19 protein-coding genes are annotated in these 22,455 nt (G+C 69.3%); 11 read left to right on the top strand and 8 right to left on the bottom strand.

Translation table 11 applies throughout. From position 1 onward, the window contains the following. Positions 1 to 219: 219 nt before the first annotated feature. Both BDI24065_RS15970 and BDI24065_RS15965 read right to left on the bottom strand, forming a co-directional pair. Entirely contained in the window at positions 220 to 723 is a 504-nt protein-coding gene (locus BDI24065_RS15970) for an aromatic-ring-hydroxylating dioxygenase subunit beta (protein WP_175032193.1), read from the bottom strand. Beyond that, positions 720 to 2,003, bottom strand: coding sequence for an aromatic ring-hydroxylating oxygenase subunit alpha (locus BDI24065_RS15965; RefSeq protein WP_175032083.1), 1,284 nt, complete (start codon positions 2,001 to 2,003; stop codon positions 720 to 722). The genes BDI24065_RS15970 and BDI24065_RS15965 overlap by 4 nt, the downstream gene beginning before the upstream one ends. Before the next feature lie 139 nt (positions 2,004 to 2,142). On the opposite strand from BDI24065_RS15965, the gene BDI24065_RS15960 reads away from it, so the two are divergent. Continuing rightward, entirely contained in the window at positions 2,143 to 3,063 is a 921-nt protein-coding gene (locus tag BDI24065_RS15960; RefSeq protein WP_175032082.1) for a LysR family transcriptional regulator, read from the top strand. Positions 3,064 to 3,170: 107 nt separating this feature from the next. Here BDI24065_RS15960 and BDI24065_RS15955 read toward each other — a convergent pair whose 3' ends face one another. Both BDI24065_RS15955 and BDI24065_RS15950 read right to left on the bottom strand, forming a co-directional pair. Next, a complete protein-coding gene (locus BDI24065_RS15955; protein WP_175032081.1) occupies positions 3,171 to 4,163 on the bottom strand; it encodes a PDR/VanB family oxidoreductase in 993 nt (330 codons plus the stop codon). Positions 4,164 to 4,329: 166 nt separating this feature from the next. Beyond that, positions 4,330 to 5,727, bottom strand: coding sequence for a spinster family MFS transporter (locus tag BDI24065_RS15950; RefSeq protein WP_175032080.1), 1,398 nt, complete (start codon positions 5,725 to 5,727; stop codon positions 4,330 to 4,332). A gap of 411 nt (positions 5,728 to 6,138) precedes the next feature. On the opposite strand from BDI24065_RS15950, the gene BDI24065_RS15945 reads away from it, so the two are divergent. Then, on the top strand, positions 6,139 to 7,257 hold the full coding sequence (locus tag BDI24065_RS15945; RefSeq protein WP_175032079.1) for a porin: 1,119 nt from the start codon (positions 6,139 to 6,141) through the stop codon (positions 7,255 to 7,257). Between the two features lie 59 nt (positions 7,258 to 7,316). On the opposite strand, the gene BDI24065_RS15940 is transcribed toward BDI24065_RS15945, so the two are convergent. After that, positions 7,317 to 8,351: a LysR family transcriptional regulator gene (locus BDI24065_RS15940; RefSeq protein ID WP_175032078.1), complete on the bottom strand. Its 1,035-nt coding sequence runs from the start codon at positions 8,349 to 8,351 to the stop codon at positions 7,317 to 7,319. Continuing rightward, a complete protein-coding gene (locus BDI24065_RS15935; protein ID WP_175032077.1) occupies positions 8,348 to 9,322 on the bottom strand; it encodes an AraC family transcriptional regulator in 975 nt (324 codons plus the stop codon). The genes BDI24065_RS15940 and BDI24065_RS15935 overlap by 4 nt, the downstream gene beginning before the upstream one ends. Before the next feature lie 150 nt (positions 9,323 to 9,472). Between BDI24065_RS15935 and BDI24065_RS15930 the strand changes: the two genes are divergently transcribed. Together BDI24065_RS15930 and BDI24065_RS15925 are read left to right on the top strand one after the other, a co-directional pair. After that, entirely contained in the window at positions 9,473 to 10,588 is a 1,116-nt protein-coding gene (locus tag BDI24065_RS15930) for an NAD/NADP-dependent octopine/nopaline dehydrogenase family protein (RefSeq protein WP_175032076.1), read from the top strand. After that, complete coding sequence (locus BDI24065_RS15925) at positions 10,585 to 11,595, top strand: 3-hydroxybutyryl-CoA dehydrogenase (RefSeq protein ID WP_175032075.1); 1,011 nt, start codon at positions 10,585 to 10,587, stop codon at positions 11,593 to 11,595. Before BDI24065_RS15930 ends, BDI24065_RS15925 begins: the two co-directional genes overlap by 4 nt. A gap of 128 nt (positions 11,596 to 11,723) precedes the next feature. On the opposite strand, the gene BDI24065_RS15920 is transcribed toward BDI24065_RS15925, so the two are convergent. Together BDI24065_RS15920 and BDI24065_RS15915 are read right to left on the bottom strand one after the other, a co-directional pair. Continuing rightward, positions 11,724 to 13,061: an MFS transporter gene (locus BDI24065_RS15920; RefSeq protein WP_175032074.1), complete on the bottom strand. Its 1,338-nt coding sequence runs from the start codon at positions 13,059 to 13,061 to the stop codon at positions 11,724 to 11,726. A gap of 145 nt (positions 13,062 to 13,206) precedes the next feature. Beyond that, a complete protein-coding gene (locus BDI24065_RS15915) occupies positions 13,207 to 14,097 on the bottom strand; it encodes a LysR family transcriptional regulator (protein ID WP_175032073.1) in 891 nt (296 codons plus the stop codon). A gap of 101 nt (positions 14,098 to 14,198) precedes the next feature. Here BDI24065_RS15915 and BDI24065_RS15910 point away from each other — a divergent pair, with 101 nt between their 5' ends. The 7 genes from BDI24065_RS15910 to BDI24065_RS15880 all read left to right on the top strand — a co-directional run bounded on the left by BDI24065_RS15910 (position 14,199) and on the right by BDI24065_RS15880 (position 22,439). Then, a complete protein-coding gene (locus BDI24065_RS15910) occupies positions 14,199 to 15,752 on the top strand; it encodes an AMP-binding protein (RefSeq protein WP_175032072.1) in 1,554 nt (517 codons plus the stop codon). Positions 15,753 to 15,763: 11 nt separating this feature from the next. After that, positions 15,764 to 16,951, top strand: a complete 1,188-nt coding sequence (locus tag BDI24065_RS15905) for an acyl-CoA dehydrogenase family protein (RefSeq protein ID WP_175032071.1) — start codon at positions 15,764 to 15,766, stop codon at positions 16,949 to 16,951. Then, positions 16,948 to 18,099 carry a CaiB/BaiF CoA transferase family protein gene (locus BDI24065_RS15900; protein ID WP_175032070.1) on the top strand — a complete coding sequence of 384 codons (1,152 nt, stop codon included), beginning with the start codon at positions 16,948 to 16,950 and terminating at the stop codon, positions 18,097 to 18,099. The genes BDI24065_RS15905 and BDI24065_RS15900 overlap by 4 nt, the downstream gene beginning before the upstream one ends. Before the next feature lie 44 nt (positions 18,100 to 18,143). Then, the gene (locus BDI24065_RS15895) at positions 18,144 to 19,448 is read left to right on the top strand and encodes an MFS transporter (protein ID WP_175032069.1); all 1,305 of its coding nucleotides are present in this window, start codon (positions 18,144 to 18,146) and stop codon (positions 19,446 to 19,448) included. 115 nt (positions 19,449 to 19,563) lie between these two features. After that, positions 19,564 to 20,622, top strand: coding sequence for a porin (locus tag BDI24065_RS15890; protein ID WP_175032068.1), 1,059 nt, complete (start codon positions 19,564 to 19,566; stop codon positions 20,620 to 20,622). A 37-nt stretch (positions 20,623 to 20,659) separates the two neighbouring features. Continuing rightward, complete coding sequence (locus tag BDI24065_RS15885; protein WP_175032067.1) at positions 20,660 to 21,052, top strand: BON domain-containing protein; 393 nt, start codon at positions 20,660 to 20,662, stop codon at positions 21,050 to 21,052. 46 nt (positions 21,053 to 21,098) lie between these two features. Beyond that, positions 21,099 to 22,439 carry a serine hydrolase domain-containing protein gene (locus BDI24065_RS15880; protein ID WP_175032066.1) on the top strand — a complete coding sequence of 447 codons (1,341 nt, stop codon included), beginning with the start codon at positions 21,099 to 21,101 and terminating at the stop codon, positions 22,437 to 22,439. Positions 22,440 to 22,455: the final 16 nt, after the last annotated feature.

The following is a 22,455-nucleotide window of genomic DNA, read 5'->3' as shown; positions in this document are numbered from 1 at the left end:
GCCGGCTCACCATTGCGTTGGCGACGGCGAACCGGTGGCCGCTTATAGGTGAAGGTGGACGGCTCACCATTGCGTTGGCGGCGGCGAACCGGTGGCCGCTGACAGGTGAAGGTGGCCGGCTCACCGTTGCGCTGGCGACGGCGAACCGGTGGCCGTTCACGGGTGAAGGTGACCGGTTCACCGTTGCGACGGCGATGGCGACGGCGAACCGGCGGCCGCTTACAGCAGGAAGCCGATCGCGCTGAGCGCTTCGGTCGAATCGATCAGGCGCACGACCTTCTCGGCGATCCGCATCTCGCCTTCCGCATCGACGTGCAGCTTGTGCGTGACGTCGGCCGCGAACAGCGTCGCGACGCCGCGCTTGTACGCGACGACGACCTGCGCCGATTTCAGCTCGACGGTGTCGGCGCTGCCGCTTTCGAGCGTGAAGCGCGACACGGTGCGCACCGTGCGCGCGGCATCGGTGGCCGATGCCGAATAGCCGGACACCATCCGCTGCACGCGCTTCTCGCGCATGTCCTGGTCGTCGAACACGTAGTTCAGCGTCGCGGCGAAGTCGGTCGTGTCGGGATCGATCGGCACCACGTAATGGCCGGCCGGCTCCCACAGGTCGAGCCACGCGCGATAGTCGCGGCGGTCGAGCATCTCGGCTTCGCGCCACACGAATTCGACCGCGCGGGCGAAGGTCTGCTCGGAAAAGAGGGCGTTGCGGTCGTCCATTATTGTTGCTCCATCATCTTGCGCCATTGCTGGTAGGCCTCGCGCATGCCGGTCTCGTCGGTCGCATGTGCGGTCTTTTCGCCGTTCGCGGCGGTGGTCTCGCGATTCAGCCCGCGATTCACGAGGATCGGCACGTCGGGGCCCGCGTGCGCGCCGCGCTGTACGCGCTCCCACGCTTCCGCGTCGTCGGGGCTGCCGAAACCGAACGGGCCCTGGAAGTGCTCGTGGATGCGCAGCCGTTCGCGGTTCGCTTCGTCGGGGCCGCCGTCCATTGCGAGCGCGACGTGGCGGATCTCGGTTTCGTTCGCCGAGATCGGCCGCAGCACGCGGAAGAACGCCATCGACAGCGCGAGGTTCGGGAACAGGTTCAGGTTGAAGCCGACACCCATCAGCGAGCGCACGATGCGACGCACTTCGTCCGGCGTATGACGCTCGGCGAGTTTCGCCGCGAGCGGCGCGAAGCGCTCGGCCAGCGGCGCGCCGTCGTCTTCGTCGAGGTCGATCAGCTCGGGCATCAGCACCGCGAGGCTGTGGCCGTTGCCGAGCCCGCGGCAGAACGCGTCCTCGCTCGTCATGAAGCTCGTGATCGCGGCGGCCGTCTCGTCGTCGATCGACTTCATCCACGACTTGTGCACGACCGGGAAGTGATAGAGGTCGGTCGTGTTCTCGAGCTGGATCTTCCAGTTGCCCTTGAACTTGAACTTGTGTTCGCCGTTCGCCTTGATCGGATAGCCGGCGCCCTGTTTCATGAACAGGTCGATCCACGGCTTCGCGCCGCCGAGGAAATCCTCGAGCGGTTCGATCGCGTCGTTGAAGCTCGCGAAGATCAGCCCCTGGTACACGCCGACGCGCAGCTTCACGAGCGGCAGGTCGCCTTTCTCGCACACGCCTTCGTAGCCGTCGCCGTATGGCAGCGCGCGCAGCGTGCCGTCGAGCGCGTACGACCAGCTGTGATACGGGCACGTGAAGCCCTTCGCGTTGCCCTTGTGCGATTCGCACACGGTCGCGCCGCGATGGCGGCAGCGGTTCTGCAGCACGTTGATGTCGCCGGTCCTGTCGCGCACGACGATCACCGGCTGGCGGCCGATCGTCGTCGTGATGAAGTCGCCCGGGTTCGGCAGCTCGCTTTCGTGCGCGACCCAGATCCAGGTGCGGTAGAAGATGCGGTCGAGCTCGGCTTCGAACAGCGCGGGATCGTGATACATCGCGGGCGCGATGCGGTCGGGCTGCGCGAGACCATGCAACGCGCTGGTGTCGATCGTCTGGTAGGAAATGTCGCTCATCGTTGTCGTGGGGGAAGAGTCGCGAAATCGGGCCGCGCAGCGCGCGGTTTCGAGTACCCAGTCTCGTCTTCCACTACATATCCGTCAAATTGATCTAAAATTGGCCGGTCAATAAATGCGGCAAATAATGGAGGCTACGATGACATCGGTCGATCATCTCGATCTGAACCTGTTGCGCGTATTCCAGGCGATCGTCGAGGAACGCAGCCTGACGAAGGCCGGCGAGCGGCTCGCGCTGTCGCAGCCGGCCGTCAGCTATTCGCTCGGCCGGCTGCGCACGCTGTTCGACGATCCGCTGTTCGTGCGCACGCGCTCGGGCATGCAGCCGACCCCGGTCGCGCTCGAACTCGCGGGCATCGTCGGCAAGGCGCTCGACATGGTGCGCGTGGCGCTGCGCTACGCGGAGCGCTTCGATCCGGCCACCAGCACGCGCACGTTCCGGCTGTCGTTGTCGGACGCGGGCGAGATGGCGTACCTGCCGGCGATCTGCCAGGCGCTGCGTGAGCGCGCGCCGCGCGTGACGCTGAGCGTGCAGCCGCTGCCGGTGGAGGAGATCGAGGAAGCGCTGCGCGCGAGCCGGCTGGATTTCGCGATCGGCAACCTGCCGGAGCTGATGCCGCGCACGCGTCACCAGACGCTGTTCGAGGAAACCTACGTGTGCATGACGGGCCGCCGGCGCGGGGTGCCGAGCGGCGCCGCGCTGAGCCTCGACCAGTTCGTGCGCGCCGCGCACGTCAACGTGAAATCGGTCGAGCACAGCCACCACGCGCTCGACGATGCGTTGCGCGCGCAGGGCGTGGGCCGCAATATCGCGCTCGAAGTGCCGCACTTCGTCGCGCTGCCGAGCGTGCTGTCGGTCACGGATCTCTATGCGACGCTGCCGAAGCGGCTCGCGCAGATCCTGAACCGCGACAACGCATTCCGCCTGTATGAACTGCCCGTCACGCTGCCGCCCGCGCCGGTGACGATGCACTGGCACGAGCATTTCCATGAAGACGAAGGCAACGCGTGGATGCGCACGCTGCTGACCGAACTCGTCGAGCGGTTCGACGATGCGTGACCGATAAGGACGAGGGCAACGCGTGGATGCGCGCGTTGCTGGCCGAATGCGTCGAGCGGCCCGATTGCGCGCGACGTCCTTGACGGACGTTGCTCGGACCGCGTGCGTCAGAGATCGAGCACGAGCACCGCGGAGCGCGCACGCGACACGCAGCAGCAGATCACCGTGTTGCTCGCGCGCTCGGCTTTGCTGAGGCAATGGTCGCGATGATCGGGCTCGCCGTCGATGACGGGCACCATGCAGGTGCCGCACACGCCTTCGCCGCATGATGTATCGACTTCGATGCCGATGCGCGCGAGCGCGTCGACGATCGACGTGTCAGGCGTGACGCGCACCGATTGGCCGCTGCGCTGCAGGCGCACTTCGAAGCCGTCGGCGGCCGGGCCGGCGCCGGCATCGGTATTGCCCGCATCGGCGGCGGCCGGTTCCGCCGCGAAGCGTTCGAGATGGATCGAATCGTCGGGCAAGCGCGTCGCGGCTGCCGCGACAACCGCATCCATGAACGGCCCCGGGCCGCACGTATAGACGTGAGCGTGCGCGTCGACCGATTCGACGCAGCGGCCCAGCTCGGCCGCGAGCGCGTCGGGATCGATGCCGTAGTGGAACGTCACGTGCGACGCGAACGGCTCGGCCGACAACTCGGCGACGAAGGCCGCGTGCTCGCGGCTGCGGGCGAAGTAGTGCAGCCGGTAGCGCGCGCCGCGCCGGTGCAGCGCATACGCCATCGACAGCAGCGGCGTGATGCCGATGCCGGCCGCGATCAGCACGTGCTCGCTCGCGTCATCCGTCAGACGAAACAGGTTGCGCGGCGCGCCGATCGACAGCTCGGCGCCGACCTGCACGTCGTCGTGCAGCGAACGCGAGCCGCCGCGCGACTGCGCTTCCTTCTTCACCGCGAACAGGTAGCTGCCGCGCTCGTCGGGGTTGCCGCACAGCGAGTACTGCCGCGTGATGCCGGACGGCGCGGTCACATCGATATGGGCACCCGGTTCGTATGCGTCGAACGGCTGGCCGTCGACGCGCGACACCCGGAAACAGCGGATGTCCTGCGCCGCGTCGATCAGCGCGTCGATCCGGACTTGGTGGCGATTCGCTTGCATGGGTCAATCCGTGGGGTAGGAGGAAAGCGGCGCGGCAGACACCGCGCCGTCATGCGATCGAGAATAGGGATGGGCATCGCATAAATCAAATCGATTAAAAAGCGATGCATGAATCAGTCGGATGGATGATGGTCGGGCGACCGATTGCGCCGATCGCGCCCGGGGTTCAGCGCGCGGCGATTGCGCTGGCCGCTTCGGCCGCGTGCGGCGCGGCTGCCGACGCATGGCCGCGTTCGCGATCGAGGCTGCGACGGTAGTGCCGGCACCCGGCGGCGAGCAGCAGCGCGGCGAGCGTGGCCGCCACGATGTTGACGATCGACATCGAATGGCCGACCGCCGCCGGCGCGCCGAACACGCGGTCGGTGAACAGCGCGACGACGGTCGTGCCGATCCCGAGCGCGATCAGGTTCGACACGAGCAGAAACAGCGCGGAGATCTGCGCGCGCATCTGGTTCGGCGCGAGCGTCTGCATCGCGGCGGTCGACGTCGGCATCGGGAACGACGCGAAGAACATCGCGACGACGAGCATCGCGAGCGACGCGGGGAGCGAGTCGAGCTGCGTGAACAGCGTCGCGGGGATCACCATGCACGCGGCGCCGATCGCACCGGCACGCATCGGCGCATCCTCGCGGCCGCGACGCAGCAGCCAGTCGTTGAGCCAGCCGCCGCAGAACACGCCGGCCGTGTTCGCGACCAGCAGCACGATGCCGAGCGTGTAGCCGGCTTCGACGGCCGTCATCCCGAAGTGGCGGATATAGAACGCGGGCGTCCAGCTCAGCAGGCAGTACAGCGTCATCGCGTAGAACGAGAAGCCGAGGTAGTGGCACGAGAAAGTCGCGCGATGCGTGCCGACGAAGCGCAGCGAATCGCGCATCGACACGCGCCGCACGGCACCCGAGCGATCCTGCGCGAGCCCCTTGCGCTGCGGGTCGCGCACGGTCGCGGCGAACAGCAGCGCGACCAGCAGCCCCGGCAGCCCGACGATCAGGAACGTGACCTGCCACGCATGCACCTGGCCGACCACCGGCAGCGTGAACGCGCTCGCATGCTTGAGCAGCGCGATCACGTAGCCGCCGATCAGGAACGCGACGCCGCCGCCGATGAACGAGCCGAGCGAATACACGGCGATCGCGCGCCCGAGCTTCTCCTTCGGGAAGTAGTCGGCGAGCATCGAATACGCGCCGGGCGACAGTGCGGCCTCGCCGACGCCCACGCCCATCCGAGCGATGAACATCTGCACGAAATGCTGGCTGAGCCCGCACGCGGCGGTCGCGACGCTCCACAGCGCGATGCCGAGCGAGATGATCCGCGGGCGTGCGTAGCGGTCGGCGAGATACGCGACGGGCAGCCCCATCACCGCATAGAACAGCGAGAACGCGAAGCCGTTCAGCAGGCTGAACTGCGTGTCGGACAGATGCAGGTCGCGCTTGATCGGCTCGATCATCAGCACGAGGACCTGGCGGTCGACGAACGAAAAGACGTACGCGAGCATGCAGATGACGACGACATACCATTCGTACGTATAGCGCTTGCCGTCGGCAGCGCGGGCCGTGGATGCGGACATGCGGATTCTCCAGGAGCGGGCGGTGGAAACGCGCGGCAGCGGCCTGGCGGGCCGGGCACCGTCGCGGCGCGAAAGCGTGCGGGGGGCACGTGTCGGAGACGCAGCGTAGTCGGCCAAATTCGGCCGCCATAGCCGGAGTGACAGCCGCGCCACACGGGCATCTACCGACCCGGATAAAGAAAACACCAGGGTCGCGCGCGCCGGCCGCCGCGCAGCGCGCTTGCGGCGGGGCGCTCGCGCATCATGCGGCGCAACTATAAGCGTTATAGAGCGCATTGCGTCGACGTCCGAAATTGTCGTTCCTAGACTCGGCCCGTTTTTGATCGGCAGCGTTGGCCCTTCGCGGCGAACGCGCTTCACACCACACGGCGCGATGCTGACCGGCGCCGGGACATCTACGGGACGACGACGATGAACCAACCGAACGGGCGGGCCGACCGGCTTGCCGTACCGCTTGCCGCGCTGCTTGCCTGCGCGGCACTGCCCGCGTCCGCACAATCGAGCGTGACGCTCTACGGCCGCATCGATACCTCGATCGAATACGCGAACGCCGGGCCGAACCACGTGACGCGCATGGGCAGCGGCAACCTGTTCGCATCGCAGTGGGGGCTGAAGGGCGTCGAGGATCTCGGCGGCGGCTACGCGACGATCTTCAAGCTGGAGGACGGCTTCAACGCGGCAAGCGGCGCACTGTCGAACAGCAGCGCACTGTTCGGCCGCGAGGCGTGGGTCGGCATCACGGGGCCGTTCGGCGGCGTGCAGTTCGGCGAGTTGTACACGATCCTGCACACGACACTTGTCACCTACAGCCTGCCGGGCCTCGGCGCGGGGCTCGCGTGGGGCAACGCGACGAACAACTTCGTCGGGCCCGCGTTCCTGCGCGTGCGCAACTCGATGCGCTACACGTCGCCGCGCTACGCCGGCTTCATGCTGCGCGCGATGGCCGCGCGCGGCACCAACGGTGCGGCCGGGCAGCCGGCGACGCTCGGCGATACGTACGGCGCGGGGCTCAACTACGTGCAAGGCGGCCTGTCGGTCGACGTGGACTACATGCAGCAGAAGTTCAGCCCGGTGGCCGCATCCGCGCTGGGCGACACGAGCCCGGCCGCGAACGGCAACTACACGCTCGGCGCGATTTCGTACGATTTCAGCGTCGTGAAGGTTGCCGCGCTGTACATGCGCCATCGTGGCGGCCCGGACGTCGCGACCGCGATCGACAGCCAGAGCGCGTATCCGCACAGCGACATCATGGAGCTGAGCGCGACGGTGCCGATCGGGCGCGCGTCGCTGTTGCTGAGCGTGGGCCACTACCGCAAGGTCGCGGACAGCGACGGCAACGCCGATTCGTACGGCATCCGCTTCGACTATCCGCTGTCGAAGCGCACCGTGCTGTACACGGGCGCCGCGATGGTGCGCAACGGCGCGCATGCGCGCTTCGTCGTGAACGGCGCGGCGGGCGGTGGCGTCGCGGTCGCCAAGCCGGGCGCGACCGCCAGCTCGATCGTCGCGGGCATTCTCACGGCGTTCTGACCGCTTCGGCCGTTTTGGCCGCCTCGCGCCCGTGTGCGAACCCGTACCCGCTTGTGCCGCTATGCGCAGGCGGGCGGCTGCGGCGCCAGCCATGCGTCGAACGGCGCCAGCTCGCCGATGTTGAACAGTTCGAGCAGCAGCGCACGCAGCCAGCGATGGCCCGGGTCGGCGTCGAAGCGCCGATGCCAGTACGCGTTGACGGCCCATTCTCCGGCACCGGCGATCTCGTACAGCGCGCACGGCTGCTGCGCCGCGAACGTGATCGCGATCGTCTCCGGCAGGATCAGCGCATAGTCGCCGTCCTGCAGCAACGCAGGCACCACCATGAAATCGGGGAGCGCCGCGCGCACGCGCGGCATCAGTCCGTGGCGCTCCAGCAACTGCATCGATTGCGGATGCGACGTGACCGCGACGAAGCGCAGCGTATCGGGTGCTTCACCATCGAGCACGTAATCGTCGGGCAGCGCGACGCGCTGCGCGGTGCGGCGCGGCATCAGCAGCACGCAGCGCTCGTGCAGCAGCGCGGTGCGCTGGAAGTGGCTCGACGCATCGGCGAAGTGCCCGAGCGCGAAGTCGATGCGCCCCGATTCGAGCGCGACGTTGAGCTGGCATTCGTCGACGTGCAGCGTCTCGATCACGGCACCTGGCGCGCGCCGGTCGAATGCGGCGAGCAGCGTCGGCAGGAACGCGCTCGCCGCGAAATCGCTCATGTGCAGGCGGAACACGCGCTGCGTGCTGTCGGGCGTGAAGCGCGAGCCTTCGTCGAGCACGTCCTGCAGGATCGCGAGCGCCTTGTCGACCGACAGCGCGAGCCGTTGCGCGCGCGGCGTCGGCTCGACGCCGGTGCCGGTGCGCACGAACAGCGCGTCGCGGAACATCAGCCGCAGCCGGCCGAGCGCGTAGCTGACGGACGGCTGAGTGACGCCGAGCCGCAGCGCCGCGCGGCCGACGTGCCGCTCCTCGTACACGGCGCGAAACGTCTTCAGCAAGTTGAGATCGAGATCCTGCACGCGCAGCTCGGACGCATCGTTGTCGTGCGGCGCGGAATCGGCGCGGGCCGGGGCCGCCGGGCGGCCGGTTGCGGAGTGCGTCATCGGGGTTGCCTCGCGGTGACGGAAGGCGCGTGGCCGTAACGCCGCGCATACGCCTTCGCGAAATGGCCGAAGCCGTGGATGCCGTGCGCGATCAGCACGTCGGTCACGCTGCGCGCGTCGCCGCGTTGCAGCGCCGCGTGCACGGCGGCGAGCCGGCGTTCGCGCACGTAGGCGGCCGGCGTGGTGTGCAGGAACGCACGAAACGCGTGTTGCAGCGTGCGCGGTGCGACGCCTGCGACCGCTGCCAGCGCGGCGAGTGCGAGCGGTTCGCCGAGGTGCGCATCGACGTGATCGCACGCGCGGCGCACGTGCGCCGGCAACGGCGGCGTGCCGCGCGCAAGCGCCGCGCTGTACGAATGCGGCAAGTGCGTGAGCAGCAGCGACATCAGCCACGCAGTGAGATCGGCGCCGAAGGTCGTCGTGGCCGTGCCGATGCCCGGCTGCGCGCCGAGCCGGCACAGGTATTCGAAGGTCGGCAGCACGAGCGCGGCGCCCGCACCCGCACCGCCGGCCGCGAGATCGAATTGCAGCGGCCGCGTGAGCGTGGCCTGCAGCATGTCCTGCAGCTTGCGCTCGAGCGCGCCGCGTTCGAGCCGCAGCACGAGGTTGCGGCAATCGGGGCTCGTGCTCAGGCGGCTCGCGAGCGCGGGCGACGATACGGTCAGCTCGCCGGGGCCCGCCCGCGCGACGACGCTGCCGGCCTGCAGCTCGCATGCACCGGCGAGCGTCAGCCGGAACAGGAAGTGATCGGCATCGCCGCCGAAATCGATACGCGTTTCGCGGCCGTAGCAGAGTTCGAGCAGTGCGCCGTGATGCAACGGCACTTCATACAGTTCCGCATGAAACGGATCGCGGCCGCGCGCGGCCATCCGGTGCGGCCCGAGCCGGTGCGCGACCGCGCGTTCGACTTCGTCGGGGGCGTGCAGCGTGCCGAGCCGGTTCGGCGCATGGCGGGACAGGGCGATTTCCATTCACGGACCTCGTAGCGGATGCGGCGGGCGCGGCGGCATGCGCATCGCCGCGATTGCGTTGCGCGAACGGGCGTGCCGTTGCGCGTTTTGAAGCGACGCGGCGAAAGCCGCCGCGTAGTCTCGGAAGCACTCAATCACCGGGAGAAGACGATGAAGGTATGTGTTCTGGGCGGCGGCCACGGCTGCCATGCGGCGGCCATCGACCTGCTCGAGAAGGGCCATGACGTGACGTGGTGGCGGCGTGACCGCGAGCCGCACGCGCGGCTGCACGAACTCGGCGTGCTGAACGTGACCGACTATCGCGGCAAGCGCGCGGTGCCGCTCGGCGATGCGCCGGGTGCGATCCGCCTGACCGGCGATCTCGCGGCCGCGCTGCGCGGTGCGCAACTCGTCGTGGTGCCGCTGCCGGCCACGTCGCACGACGCGCTCGCCGCGCAGGTCGCGCCGTTGCTGGAGGATGGCCAGGTCGTATTCCTGCCGCCCGGCACGTTCGGCAGCTTCGTGTTCGCGCAGGCGGCGGCCGACGCCGGCAACCGTTCGCGTGTCGCATTCGCCGAGACGGGCACGCTGCCGTACCTGGTGCGCAAGCATGGCGACAACGACGTCGTGATCAGCGCGTACGCGACGCGCCTTCCGACCGGTGTGTTCCCGGCGAATGCGGCTGGCTGGGCGTTCGACGTGCTGCGCGCGGGCTATCCGTCGGTCGAACCGGTCGAGGATGCGTTGTCCGGTGCGCTGATGAATGCGGGACCCGTGATCCATCCGCCGCTGATCCTGATGAACGCCGGGCCGCTCGAACACTTCGACGCATGGGACATCCACAACGAAGGCACGCAGCCTTCGATTCGCCGGGTGACGAACGCGCTCGACGCCGAACGCATTGCGGTGCGCGAAGCGCTCGGCTACCGCGCGCCGCATTTCCCGCTCGCGGATCACTACGCGGCGGAAGGCGACGAATGGATGTACGGGCGCGGCGCGCACGGCAAGCTGACCGATAGCGGCGACTGGCGCGAGAAGATCGATCTGCGCACGCATCGCTACATGCTCGAAGACACCCGGCTCGGGCTGTCGTTCATCGTGTCGTGCGGGCGCTGGGCCGGCGCGCCGACGCCGGTTGCGCAGGGGCTGCTGAGCATCGCGAGCGCGGTCGCGGTGCGCGACCTGTATGCGGAAGGGCGCACGCTGGAACGGCTCGGGATTGCGGCGTTGTCGAAGGACGCGATGCGCGCGCTGCTCGACGCGGGAATCGCTGGAGTTGCAGCATGAGCGGGGCCACCGAAGTGACGCGCGTGCACGTGCTCGGCGCGGGGCGGATGGGGCAGGGGATCGCGCTCGTGTTCGCCTTTGCCGGGATCGACGTGACGCTGCTCGACTTCAAGCAGCGCGATGCGGCTGGCCAAAGCGCCTTCGACGATCGCACGCGCGATGAGATCGCCAGGCCGCTGCACGCGCAAGTCGCGCTCGGCCGCATCGATGCCGCGCAGGCCGACGCGGTCGTTGCGCGCATCGCGCTCGTCGCGCGGGACGGCGCTGCGCAAGCCGTGCGCGATGCAGACATCGTGTTCGAAGCACTGCCCGAAGTGCTCGACGCGAAGGCCGATGCATTGCGCTGGCTCGGCGAGCATGTCGCCGCGCGCGCAACGATTGCGTCGACCACGTCGACGTTCGTCGTCACCGAATTGCAGCGTCATGTCGCGCACCCGGAACGGATGCTGAACGCGCATTGGCTGAATCCCGCGCTGCTGATGCCGCTCGTCGAGATCAGCCGCAGCGATGCGACCGACCAATCGGTGGTCGATGCGCTCGCCGCGCTGCTCGAACGCGTCGGCAAGAAGCCGGTGATCTGCGGGCCGGCGCCCGGCTACATCGTGCCGCGCATCCAGGCGCTCGCGATGAACGAGGCCGCGCGCATGGTCGAGGAAGGCGTCGCGAGCGCGGAGGATATCGACACGGCGATCCGCACCGGCTTCGGCCCGCGCTTCGCGGTGCTCGGGCTGCTCGAATTCATCGACTGGGGCGGCTGCGACATCCTGTATTACGCGTCGAAGTACCTGGCCGGCGAGATCGGCCCGCGCTTCGCGCCGGCTGCGAGCGTCGTGCGCAACATGGAAACCGGGCGCGACGGCGTGCGCACGGGGGCCGGCTTCCACGACTATGCGAACGTGGACGTACCCGCGTACATGCGGCAGCGGCTCGGCGAATTCGCGCGGCTGCTCGATCACCTGGGGCTGGCGCCGGTGTTCGACGGCGGGCGAAGCAAGCAGGACGTGTAGCCCGCGCGTCGATGCCGAGCGCGCTCGCGGTGCCACGAAGGCGCGCTCGTGGCACCGTGAACCGGCGTGTCGCTCACCCGGCGGCAAGGGCAAAGGCACGGGCGTGACGGCCGGCGCGCGGCGCACGCTCATGCCGTATCGCCGCGCGAGCCGGCGCCGGCCGCGACGCGCGTCTCGCGCATCACGCACAGCGTCGCGACGGTCACGAGGCCGAGCACAATGAGAAACAGCGACACGGGCCACGACGCGTGATAGTGCGCGAGCAGCGCGGTCGCGATCAGCGGCGACATCCCGCCCGCGAAGATCGACGCGACTTCATGCCCGAGCGCGACACCGGAATAACGCACCTCGGTGCTGAACAGTTCGCCGACGAGCGCGGGCAGCGTGCCGATCATCGCGCCGTGGCTCACCGCGGTGCCGACCGTCAGCGCGAGCCACACGAGCGGCGTCACGCGCGTATCGAGCAGCCAGAAGAACGGGAATGCGCACGCGACGAGGCTCAGCGCGCCGATCAGGTACACGGGCTTGCGGCCGATCCGGTCGGACAGCCGGCCCCACGCGAGCATCGCGCCCATCTCGACGATCATCGCGATCATCACGCCGGTCAGCATCACGCCGTTCGGGATGCCGACGTATTTGCCGTAGACGAGCGAGAACGCGAGGAAGATGTACGCGCCGCCGTTCTCGGCCACGCGCAGCCCCATCGCGAGCAGGATTTCCTTCGGATGGCGACGGAGGCATTCGACGATCGGCAGGTGCGTGTGCGCGCCGCGCTTGCCGGCCTGCTCGAAATCGCGGCTTTCCGGCAGATGGCGGCGGATATAGATGCCGATCGCGAAGATGACGATGCTCGCGAGGAACGGCAGCCGCCAGCCCCACGTGCGGAACGCGTCGTCGGGCAGTGCCTGCGCGGCGAGGAACGCGGCCGACGACAGCACGAAACCGCCGCCGACGCCGAGCTGGCTCCACGCGGCGTAGTAGCCGCGTTGTTCCGGCGGCGCGTTCTCGCTGATCATCAGTACACCGCCGCCCCATTCGCCGCCGGATGCGATGCCCTGCAGCAGGCGCAGCGCGACGAGCGCGGCCGGCGCCCACACGCCGACTTGCGCATAGGTCGGCAGCAGGCCGATCGCGAAGGTCGACGCGCCCATGATCAGCAGCGTCCACACGAGCGACGCCTTGCGCCCGTAACGATCGCCGACGTGGCCGAACACGATCCCGCCGAGCGGCCGCGCGACGAAGCCGAGCGCGAAGGCCGCGAACGCGGCCAGGCTGCCCGCGAGCGGCGATGCGCCGGGCGGGAAGAACACATGGCCGAACACGAGCGCCGCGGCCGTGCCGTACACGAAAAAGTCGTACCACTCCATCGCGTTGCCGGCGACGGAGGCGATGACGATCCGGCGCAGCTGCCGGTCGGCGAGCGGCCGGGCGGCGCTCGGGGATTGCACGGTGTCGGTCGGGTACATGGCGGACTCTGAAGGGGGAGGCAGGCGCGTGCCGTCTTTGCAGCACTGCGGGCTAGTGTTGTCGGCACCGTGCCCCCGGTCAAATCCGCAGAAAAAGGGGAGGGTCATCACTCCCGCTGATGATGGTCGCGGCGCTTTCCCGCGCCTACCCCACGCTTTCCCGCAGCAGCGCGATCATCCGCTGCGCCAGCGGCGGCACGTACGCGCCGGCCCGATGCATCGCGCCGATGCGGCGGTCCAGTTCGAGCTCGCCGGCCCGCAGGTCGAGTGCGCGCAATCCGGTCACCTGGTCGAGCGCATCCATGCCGCCGACACACAGCAGCGGCGTGCCGCGCAACAGCTGCAGCAGCGACGTGTTGCCGAAATCGGTCTCGATGCGCAGGCGCGGCGCCGGCAAGCCGCGTGCGCGAAACGCGTCGTCGATCCGGTGCCGCACGGGAATCGTCGCTTCCGGCAGCAGCCACTCCTGATCGGCGAGATCCGCGAGCGTGAGCGCGCGCTTGCGCTGCAGCGGGTGCGCGGCGTCGGCGAGCACGGTCAGCCGGTCGTCGAACAGCGCGATGGTGTCGAGCCCGGCGTCCTGCTGCTGCGGTTCGGGCGCGACGACGAGATCGAGCTCGCCGGCCGCGAGCAGGTCGAGCAGTTCGCGCGCGAGCCGACAGCGCAACCGCAGCCGCGCGGCCGGTCGCTCACGGATCAATTGCCGGCACGCACCGAGCACGAACGCGTTGGGCACGGTCGGCGAGTAGCCGATCCGCACCACGCCCTGTTCGCCGCCGCGGATCGCGCGCATTTCCTGCATCGCGTCATCGAACTCGAGCGCGATCCGCTGTGCGCGCGCGACGAAGCGTGCGCCGGCCGGCGTCGGCGTCATCCCGTTCGCGGTGCGCTCGAACAGCGTCACGCCGACTTGCGCCTCCAGCCGCTGCACGGCTTTCGTCAGTGCCGGCTGCGACAGCCCCAGCGCCTCGGCGGCCTTGCCGATGCTGCCATGCCGCTCCACGGCCAGCAGGTACTCCAGATCGCGCGTGTCCATCGGGGGATTCCTGTCGGTTATGACTTTATATCCAGTGATGCATTGTGGTGATGCCTGGGCATCTTACAGACTGGCGGCACTGTTCGACCAGGAGAATCGTTTTGAGCTTCGCCTATTTCCTGCGGCGCGCGGCCCGTTACTGGGGCAGCCAGTCCGCCGTGATCCACCGCGACCGCGCCGTCACGTACCGTCAGCTCGACGAGCGCTCGACCCGGCTCGCGAATGCGCTGTGCGGCCTCGGCTTCGTGCCCGGCACCCGCATCGCCGTCCAGGCGCGCAACTGCATCGAGCTCGTCGAGATCGAGTGCGCGCTGTACAAGGCCGGCCTCGTGAAAGCCGCGCTGAATCCGCGCTTCACGGCAGCCGAGGCTGCCGACGTCGTCGGCAATTGCGCACCCGCCGCGTTCATCGGCGGGCGCGGCTACACGGATTACACGCCCGATTCGCCGGGCTTCGCGTCGGTCGAGCGTTTCGTGTCGATCGGCGGCGCGGTGGCCGGCTATCTCGACTACGAAACGCTGCTCGCGAAGGGCAGCGATACGCCGCCCGACTACCAGCCGGCGCCGGACGATCTCGCCGTGCTCCATTTCTCGTCCGGCTCGACGGGGCGCATCAAGGCGGCGATGCAGAGCTACGGCAACCGCCTCGCGTCGTTGCGCAAGATCGTGCTGGGGATGGACCGCCCCGCGCAGCCCGGCGACCGGCTCGCGCTGATCGGCCCGATCACGCATGCGTCCGGGATGCTGATGCAGCCGTACCTGTTCTGCGGCGCGACGCTCGTGCTGTTCGACGCGTTCGAGCCCGCGCACTTCCTCGCCGACGTCGCGCGCCAGCGCATCACGCACACGTTCATGGTGCCGGCGATGGTCAACATGCTGCTGAACGCGCCCGAGCTCGCGCAGGCCGACCTGCGCAGCCTGAAGGTGCTCGGCTACGGCGCGGCGCCGATGGCGCCGGCACGCATCGAGGAGGCGTGGGCGCGCATCGGCCCCGTGCTGTCGCAAGGCTATGGCGCGAGCGAATCGACGTCGGGCGTGACGCGGCTCGGCATCGCCGATCACGCGCACGCGCTGCTGCAAGACCGCGAGCGGCTCGCGTCATGCGGCCGGCCGCTCGGCGAAACCGAAGTGCGCGTGGTCGATGCGGACGGGCGCGAAGTCGAAGGCGACGCGATCGGCGAGATCGTGATTCGCGGCGCCGACGTGTTCCAGGGCTACTGGAATGCGCCGGAGCTGACGCGCGAGGTGCTGGTCGACGGGTGGCTGCATACGGGCGACCTCGCGCGCACCGATCGCGACGGCTTCATTTATCTGGTCGACCGCAAGCACGACATGATCATCTCGGGCGGCTTCAACGTGTATCCGACCGAAGTCGAAGCGGCGCTGTACCGGCACGAAGGCGTGCTCGAGGCCTGCGTGGTCGGCGTGCCCGACGACAAGTGGGGCGAGGCCGTGAAGGCCGTGGTCGTGCTGCGTGCCGGCCGCGAGGCGCACGCGAACGATCTGGTCGCGCACTGCCGCGCGCAGCTGGCCGACTACAAGCTGCCGCGCTCCATCGATTTCGTCGCCGAGCTGCCGAAGAACGCGAACGGCAAGATCGCCCGCAAGCTCGTGCGCGAGCAGTACTGGCGCGGTGTCGCGCGCCGCGTCAACTGAAGGAACCCGCCATGTTCGATCATCTGCAACGCCCTGAATTCGTCGCGCTGCGCGCGGCCGTGCTGCGCTTCGTCGACGACGAACTGCGCCCGATCGAGCGCGAGCTGCGGCTCGACTCCGAAGGCGTGTGGCCCCGCGACGTGCTGCGCCGCGTCTGGCAACGCTCGGCCGCGCTCGGCTTCTATACCGCGAGCCTGCCCGTCGAGATCGGCGGACAGGGGCTGTCGATCGCCGAGGTGTGCGCGCTGAAGGCCGACCTCGCAGCGTGCGGCGCGGCGCTCGCGCCGCATGTGCTCGGCGAACTCGGCGGGCCGCCGCGCGTCGGCAACATGCTGAAGTACGCGACGCCCGCGCAGCTCGATCGCTATTTCAAGCCGGTGATGCGCGGCGAAAAATCGACGTGCTTCGCGCTGACCGAACCGCACTCGGGCTCGGACGCGATGAGCATCCGCACCACGGCGGTCGAGGACGGCGATGCACTCGTGATCAACGGCACGAAGCATTACATCAGCGGCGCGCCGTTCGCCGATTTCGCGATCGTGATGTGCGTGACCGATGCGTCCGCGACGCCGCCGCAGATCACGGCCGTGCTGGTCGATCTCGACCTGCCAGGCGTAAGCGTCGAGCACGAGTACGTGCCGATGTCCGGCCAGCACATCGACGCGGACATCCGCTTCGTCGACGTGCGCGTGCCGCGCGAGAACGTGTTCGGCGGGCTCGGCAACGGCTTCCGGCTCGGCATGTCGCGCATCAACGTGAACCGGCTGCTGCATTGCCCGACGATGCTCGGCCTCGCGATGTCGGCGTACCGGGCCTCGCTCGATTACGCGCGCACGCGCCGGCAGTTCGGCGGCCCGATCGCGCGGTTCCAGGCAATCCAGCACATGCTGGCCGACATGGCCGCCGCGCTTTGGGCATGCGAAAGCATGATCGCGCATACGGCCGCGCTCGCCGATGCGGGTGCCGACCTGCGGATGACGGCGGCTGCGTGCAAGCTTTACGTGTCGGAGCGCTGCTTCGAGGTCGCGGACAAGGCCGTGCAGATTCACGGCAACGTCGGCGTCACGCGCGGGCATCCGGTCGAGCAGACGTTCCGCAAGCTGCGGATGTTCCGGATCCTGACCGGCACCAGCGAGATCCAGCGCAACACGATCGCGAAGGCGATTCTCGAGCCGGCCGGCGCGGGAGGCGGTGCATGACGGCCCGCGACGACGCGCGCAACGCGTGGCCTGCCGCCGAGGGTGATGGCGACGCGCCCGACTGGTCGTGCCTGCGCGGCGTGCGGATCGTCGATGCGGGCCAACTGCTGCCCGGCCCGCATGCGTGCGCATTGCTGCGCCAGCTCGGCGCCGACGTGATCAAGGTCGAACCGCCCGGCGGCGACGCGTTGCGGCAGTTCGGCGCCGACACGTTTGCGCAGTTCAATCGCGGCAAGCGCTCGATCGTGCTCGACCTGAAGACGCACGATGGCCGAGCACGCTTTCTCGATCTCGTGCGCGAGGCCGATGCGGTGGTCGAAGGCAACCGGCCCGGCGTGATGGCGCGTCTCGGGCTCGGCTATGACACGCTGGCTCAGGCAAACCCGCGCGTCGTGCTGTGCTCGATCACCGGCTACGGGCAGGACGGCCCGTATGCGAACCGTCCCGGCCACGACCTGAACTTCCTTGCCGATGCCGGGTACTGGTCGGTGCCCGCGCAACTGCACGACACCGTCGCGCGGCCGCGCGTGCGGCTGGCCGATCATGCGGCCGCGCTGCATGCCGCGCTCGCGCTCGCGGTCGCCGTGATGAGCGCACGCGCGAGCGGGTGCGGCCAGCATCTCGACGTGTCGATCCACGACGCGATTTTCGCGTGGACTGCGCCGGCCGCGTGGGCGCTGCGCACCGGCCGCGATACGCGCGACACCGCACGCTGGGTGATGCCCGACAACGACCTGTTCGAGACGGCCGACGGGCGGCACATCGTGCTCGCGACGCTCGAGGACAAGTTCTGGGCCACGTTTGCCGATGCGCTCGGCGATGCGTATCCGGCACTGCGCGAGCCGCGCTTCGCGCAGCGCGCGGGCCGGCAGCAGCATCGGAACGCGCTGGGTGCGCTATTGCGCGCGACCTTCGCGACCCGCACACAGGACGACTGGATGCGCGTGCTCGGCGCACTTGGGCTGCCGGTGTCGCGCGTGCTCGACGCGGGCGCGGTGTTCGACGATCCGCACGTGCGCGCACGTGGCGTCGCGCGCGAGGTGGCGGCCGACCGGTCGCTTGCGGTGCGCTTCCCGGTGAAGTTCTCGCTCGGCCTGCCGGACGGTGACGACCAGGTACCGGCGCCTGGTGAGCATGGCGGCGGATAGCGCGACGCTACCGGCCGCCCACGATAAATAAACAGGAGACAGCCATGACGAATGGTGTGCAGTACCGCCCCGGACGGGCGTGGTCCATCGCGACGATGCTCGCGCTGATGATGCTGGTGAATTTTCTCGACAAGGTCGTGCTCGGCCTCGTGTCGGTACCGATGATGCGCGACCTGCATCTGAGCCCGACGCAGTTCGGCGTGATCGGCGGCAGCCTCAACTGGCTGTTCGCGGTCGCGGCGGTCGCGGGCGGCATCGCCGCGAACCGCTGGCCCGCGAAATGGCTGCTGTTCGCGATGGCGGCCGCATGGGCGCTGCTGCAGTTGCCGATGCTTGCCGCGAGTTCGATCTGGGTCGTCATCGCGTGCCGCGTGCTGCTGGGCATCGGCGAAGGGCCGGCGTCGCCGGTCGCGACGCATGCGATCTACAAGTGGTTTCCCGATACGCGGCGCAATCTCCCGGTCGCGCTGTTGCACCAGGGCAGCGCGCTCGGCCTGCTGATCGCGGGGCTCGCGATTCCGGTCGTCACGTCGCACTGGGGCTGGCGCGCGAACTTCGCGGTGCTGGCGCTGCTGGGGGCCGTGTGGTGCATCGCGTGGGCGGTGGTCGGCGAGGAGGGCACGCTGTCGCGCGGCCCGCGCGCGGCCGGCGGCGAACGTGTGCCGTACGGGCGGCTGCTGACCGACCGCACGGTGCTCGGCAACTTCCTCGGCCATTTCGCGGCGAACTGGATTCTCGCGATGACGCTTACGTGGATGCCGACCTACCTGCAGCTCGGGCTCGGTTTCGGGCCGCACGAGGCGGGGCGGATGTTCGCGCTGTTCGTCGCGGTCACGTCGCCGCTCAGTCTCGCACTGGCATGGCTGTCGCAGACGCTGCTCGCGCGCGGCATGCCGTCGCGGCACGGACGCGGCACGTTCATTGCCGTCACGCTCGCCATCGCCGGCGCGATGCTGGCCATGCTGCCGGTGCCCGAGGTACCGCGCGCGGCGAAGCTCGTGCTGCTGACGCTCGGCAGCGGCCTGACGCTGACGATGTATTCGGTCGGCCCCGCGATGCTCGCCGAAGTGACGCCGGACGTGCAGCGCGGCGGCGTGCTCGCGCTCAGCAACGGCTTCGCGTCGCTCGCGGGCCTTGGCGCGCCGGTCGTCACCGGGATGCTGATCGAGGCGAGCGGCGCGTCGGTCGCGCGCGGCTTCGAACAGGCGAGCGTCGTGTGCGGCGTCGTGCTGATCGTCTGCGGCGTGCTCGGCGCCTGGTGCCTCGATCCGCAGCGTTCGCTGCGGCGTCTCGCGGGCGACACCGAGCGCGCCGCGCCGCCGCCGCCGGTCGGCGCGTGCGGCCGCTAGCGCCTGCCACGCCAATCGCATTGCATTCGGCGTGCGGCCCGCCAGCCAGGCCGTGGCGCTTTTCGACGGGAAGCAGTACCACGATACGCCGCGCGACGACGCGGCAGGAGGAGACATGAAGAAGATGATCGCGGCGGCGCTGATCGGCGCGCTGTGGGGGAGCGCGCACGCGCAGTCGAGCGTGACGCTGTTCGGCCGGATCGGCGGCGGCGTGCGCTGGGTCAACGGGCTGCCGGGCGGCAGCCAGGTCGGCTTCAACAACAACATCATCGCCGGCAACGAGTTCGGCATTCGCGGCAAGGAGGATCTGGGCGGCGGGTTGAAGGCGCTGTTCGTGCTCGACGGCGCGTTCAACAGCGGCACCGGTGCGCTGAAAACGTCCGGCACGCTGTTTTCGCAGGCCGCGTATGTCGGCCTGGCCGGCGATTTCGGCCGCCTGACGCTCGGCCGTCAGTTCAACGCCGCGGAAGACCTCGGCATCGCGCTCGATCCGCTCGGAGGGCGCGGGCAATCGCTCGCGGTCGAGCCGGGCGTGCTGTTCGACGGCAACTTCTTCACGCTCGACTCGCGTTTCAACAACACGATCAAGTATCTCGGGCAGGTGGGTGGCCTGCGGTTCGGCGCGAACTATTCGCCCGGCGGCGTCGCGGGCAGCTCGCATGCGGGCACCAGCTATTCGACGGCCGCGATGTACACGTATTCGGACCTGATGGGCGGCGTGTCGTATGCGAAGACCTACAGCCCGGACGGCTCGCAGTCGGCGCAGACGATCCAGGCGGGCGGCACGCTGCAGCTCGGCCGCGCGCGCTTCTACCTGAGCTACGCGTCGCTGAACGTGAGCGCGAACAAGGCCGGCGCGCCGTCGCGGCGCGACGATATCCCGTCGTTCGGCGTCGTCGTGCAGCCGCTGCCGTCGGTGCAGTTGAGCGCGGCCGCGTTCTACGACCGCGCGCGCAATCTCGGCAACGTGTCGGGCGCGGACGGTCACAAGCTGACGACCTACGCGATCGCCGAGTACTTCCTGTCGAAGCGCACCGAGCTGTATGTCGAGGTCGACCGCAACGGGATGACCGGTGCGTACATGCGCGACCCGGCGACGATCGCGGCGCTGAACCTGCGGCGCGGTGCGAGCGCGACGACCGGTGTGTCGGTCGGGCTGATGACGCAGTTCTGAGTGTTTTTCAACGATTTTTCCGGAGTGTGATTCGATCATGCGTACTTCATCCCGACTGACCGCGGCGCTGCTGACGGCGGCTTGCTGGACCGCCGCCCACGCGCAACCCGATGCCGCGAGCGCGGCGGTCCCGGCATCGGCGGACGCGGCCGTGCAGGCATCGGCACAGGTGCCTGCGCCGGCCGACCTGTCGCCGGCACAACGCAAGGCGGCCGACCGCAAGCTGAAACGCCGCGTCAGCACGGCGCTCGCGCGCACGAAAAACCTCAACGTCACGCGCATCCTCGTGCGGGTGCGCGACGGCAGCGTGACGCTCAGCGGCTCCGTCACCGATACGAACCAGGTGAATCTCGCGGCGGCGGTCGCACGGCGCGTCGATGGGGTCGCGTCGGTGTCGAACCTGCTGCGCATCGACGGCCAGCAACCGTGATCGCCGGACACAAGGTCGTTTTCTTTCCACTACGAGGCATGACGCGATGCGAATTCATCGACGCTTTACTGCTGCCCGGCGCATCCGCCGGCTGGCCGACACCTTCGTGCTGGCGGGCTGGCTCGCGCTCGCCGCGAGCGCGCATGCCGTGCCCGCCGCAACCGACGCCGTCATGCCGGGCATGATGCAGGGCTTCCCGCCGCCGGCCGACCAGGTCGTCAACAGGGCGAACGCATTCACGCCGGCGCGCCTGCGCTGGGCGTTGGGCAATACGCGGCTGCTCGCGCCGACCGCCGGGATCCGGCACGCGGCCGCGCCGATGCCGTTGCCCGAGCAGCCGGCATCCGGTCTCGACACGCTGCCCGTGACGATCGGCGGCGAGACGCTGACGCTCGACGCCTACCTGCGCGCAACGCATACGGACGGCTTCATCGTCGTGCAGCGCGGCCGGATCGTCTACGAGCGCTACTTCGACGGCTTCCGGCCCGACCAGCCGCACGCGTGGGCGTCGATGACGAAATCGGTGACGGGCCTGCTGGCCGCGCAGATGATCGAATCCGGCGTGCTCGACGCGGGCGCGCCGCTCGCGCGCACGGTGCCGGAACTCGCCGACACGCCGTTCGGCAGCGCGACGCTGCAGCAGAACCTGGACATGGAGGTGCCGACCGCGTACGCACCCGGGATCCCGCCCGATCTCGGGCTGTTCGGCGCGGTCGGGCTGGTGCCGCACCGTGAAGGCGCGCCGGCCAGCATCGCCGACTTCTTGCTGACCGTGCAGCGTGTGCCGGACGTGGCGCCCGGCAGCGCGTGGTTCTATCAGAACGGTTCGCCGGAAGCCGTCGCGTGGGCGATGCAGCGCGCGACCGGGCAGTCGTGGAGCGCGCTGGTCGAGCGATGGCTGTGGCGCGATTTCGCGGAAGACGATGCGTACGTCGTCGTCGACCGCAACGCGATGGCGATGGCGAGCGGCGGGTTGTACACGACGCTGCGCGATGCCGCGCGCTTTGCCGAGCGCGTGCGCACGGGGTTCGGCGGCGCACGCGGCGCGCTGCCGGCCGCGACGATTCGTGCGGCACTGCAGCCCGCGCACAACGCGGCGCTGTTCGCGAAGGGCAACATGATCGCGGGCAAGGACGGCTATGCGTATCGCGACTACTGGTACCAGGTGAACGACGGCGACGGCTCGTTCGCGGCGGCGGGGCGGTTCGGCCAGTCGATTCTCGTCGAGCCGAAGACCGCACTGACGATCGTCAAGTTCTCGTCGTCGCCGGATTTCGCGCCGCGCGCGCTCGATGCGCAGGGCGCAACGAAACGGCCGCGTGCGGCGCTCGAGCGCGGCGATGCGCTGAGCGCGGTGGCGCGCGCGGTCGCGGAGAAGCTGCGGTAACGCAACCGCGCCCGCG

The sequence above is a fragment of the Burkholderia lata genome, assembly GCF_902499025.1.
Classification (GTDB): Bacteria; Pseudomonadota; Gammaproteobacteria; order Burkholderiales; family Burkholderiaceae; genus Burkholderia; species Burkholderia lata_C.
This window is presented reverse-complemented; position numbering and strand designations above follow the sequence as displayed.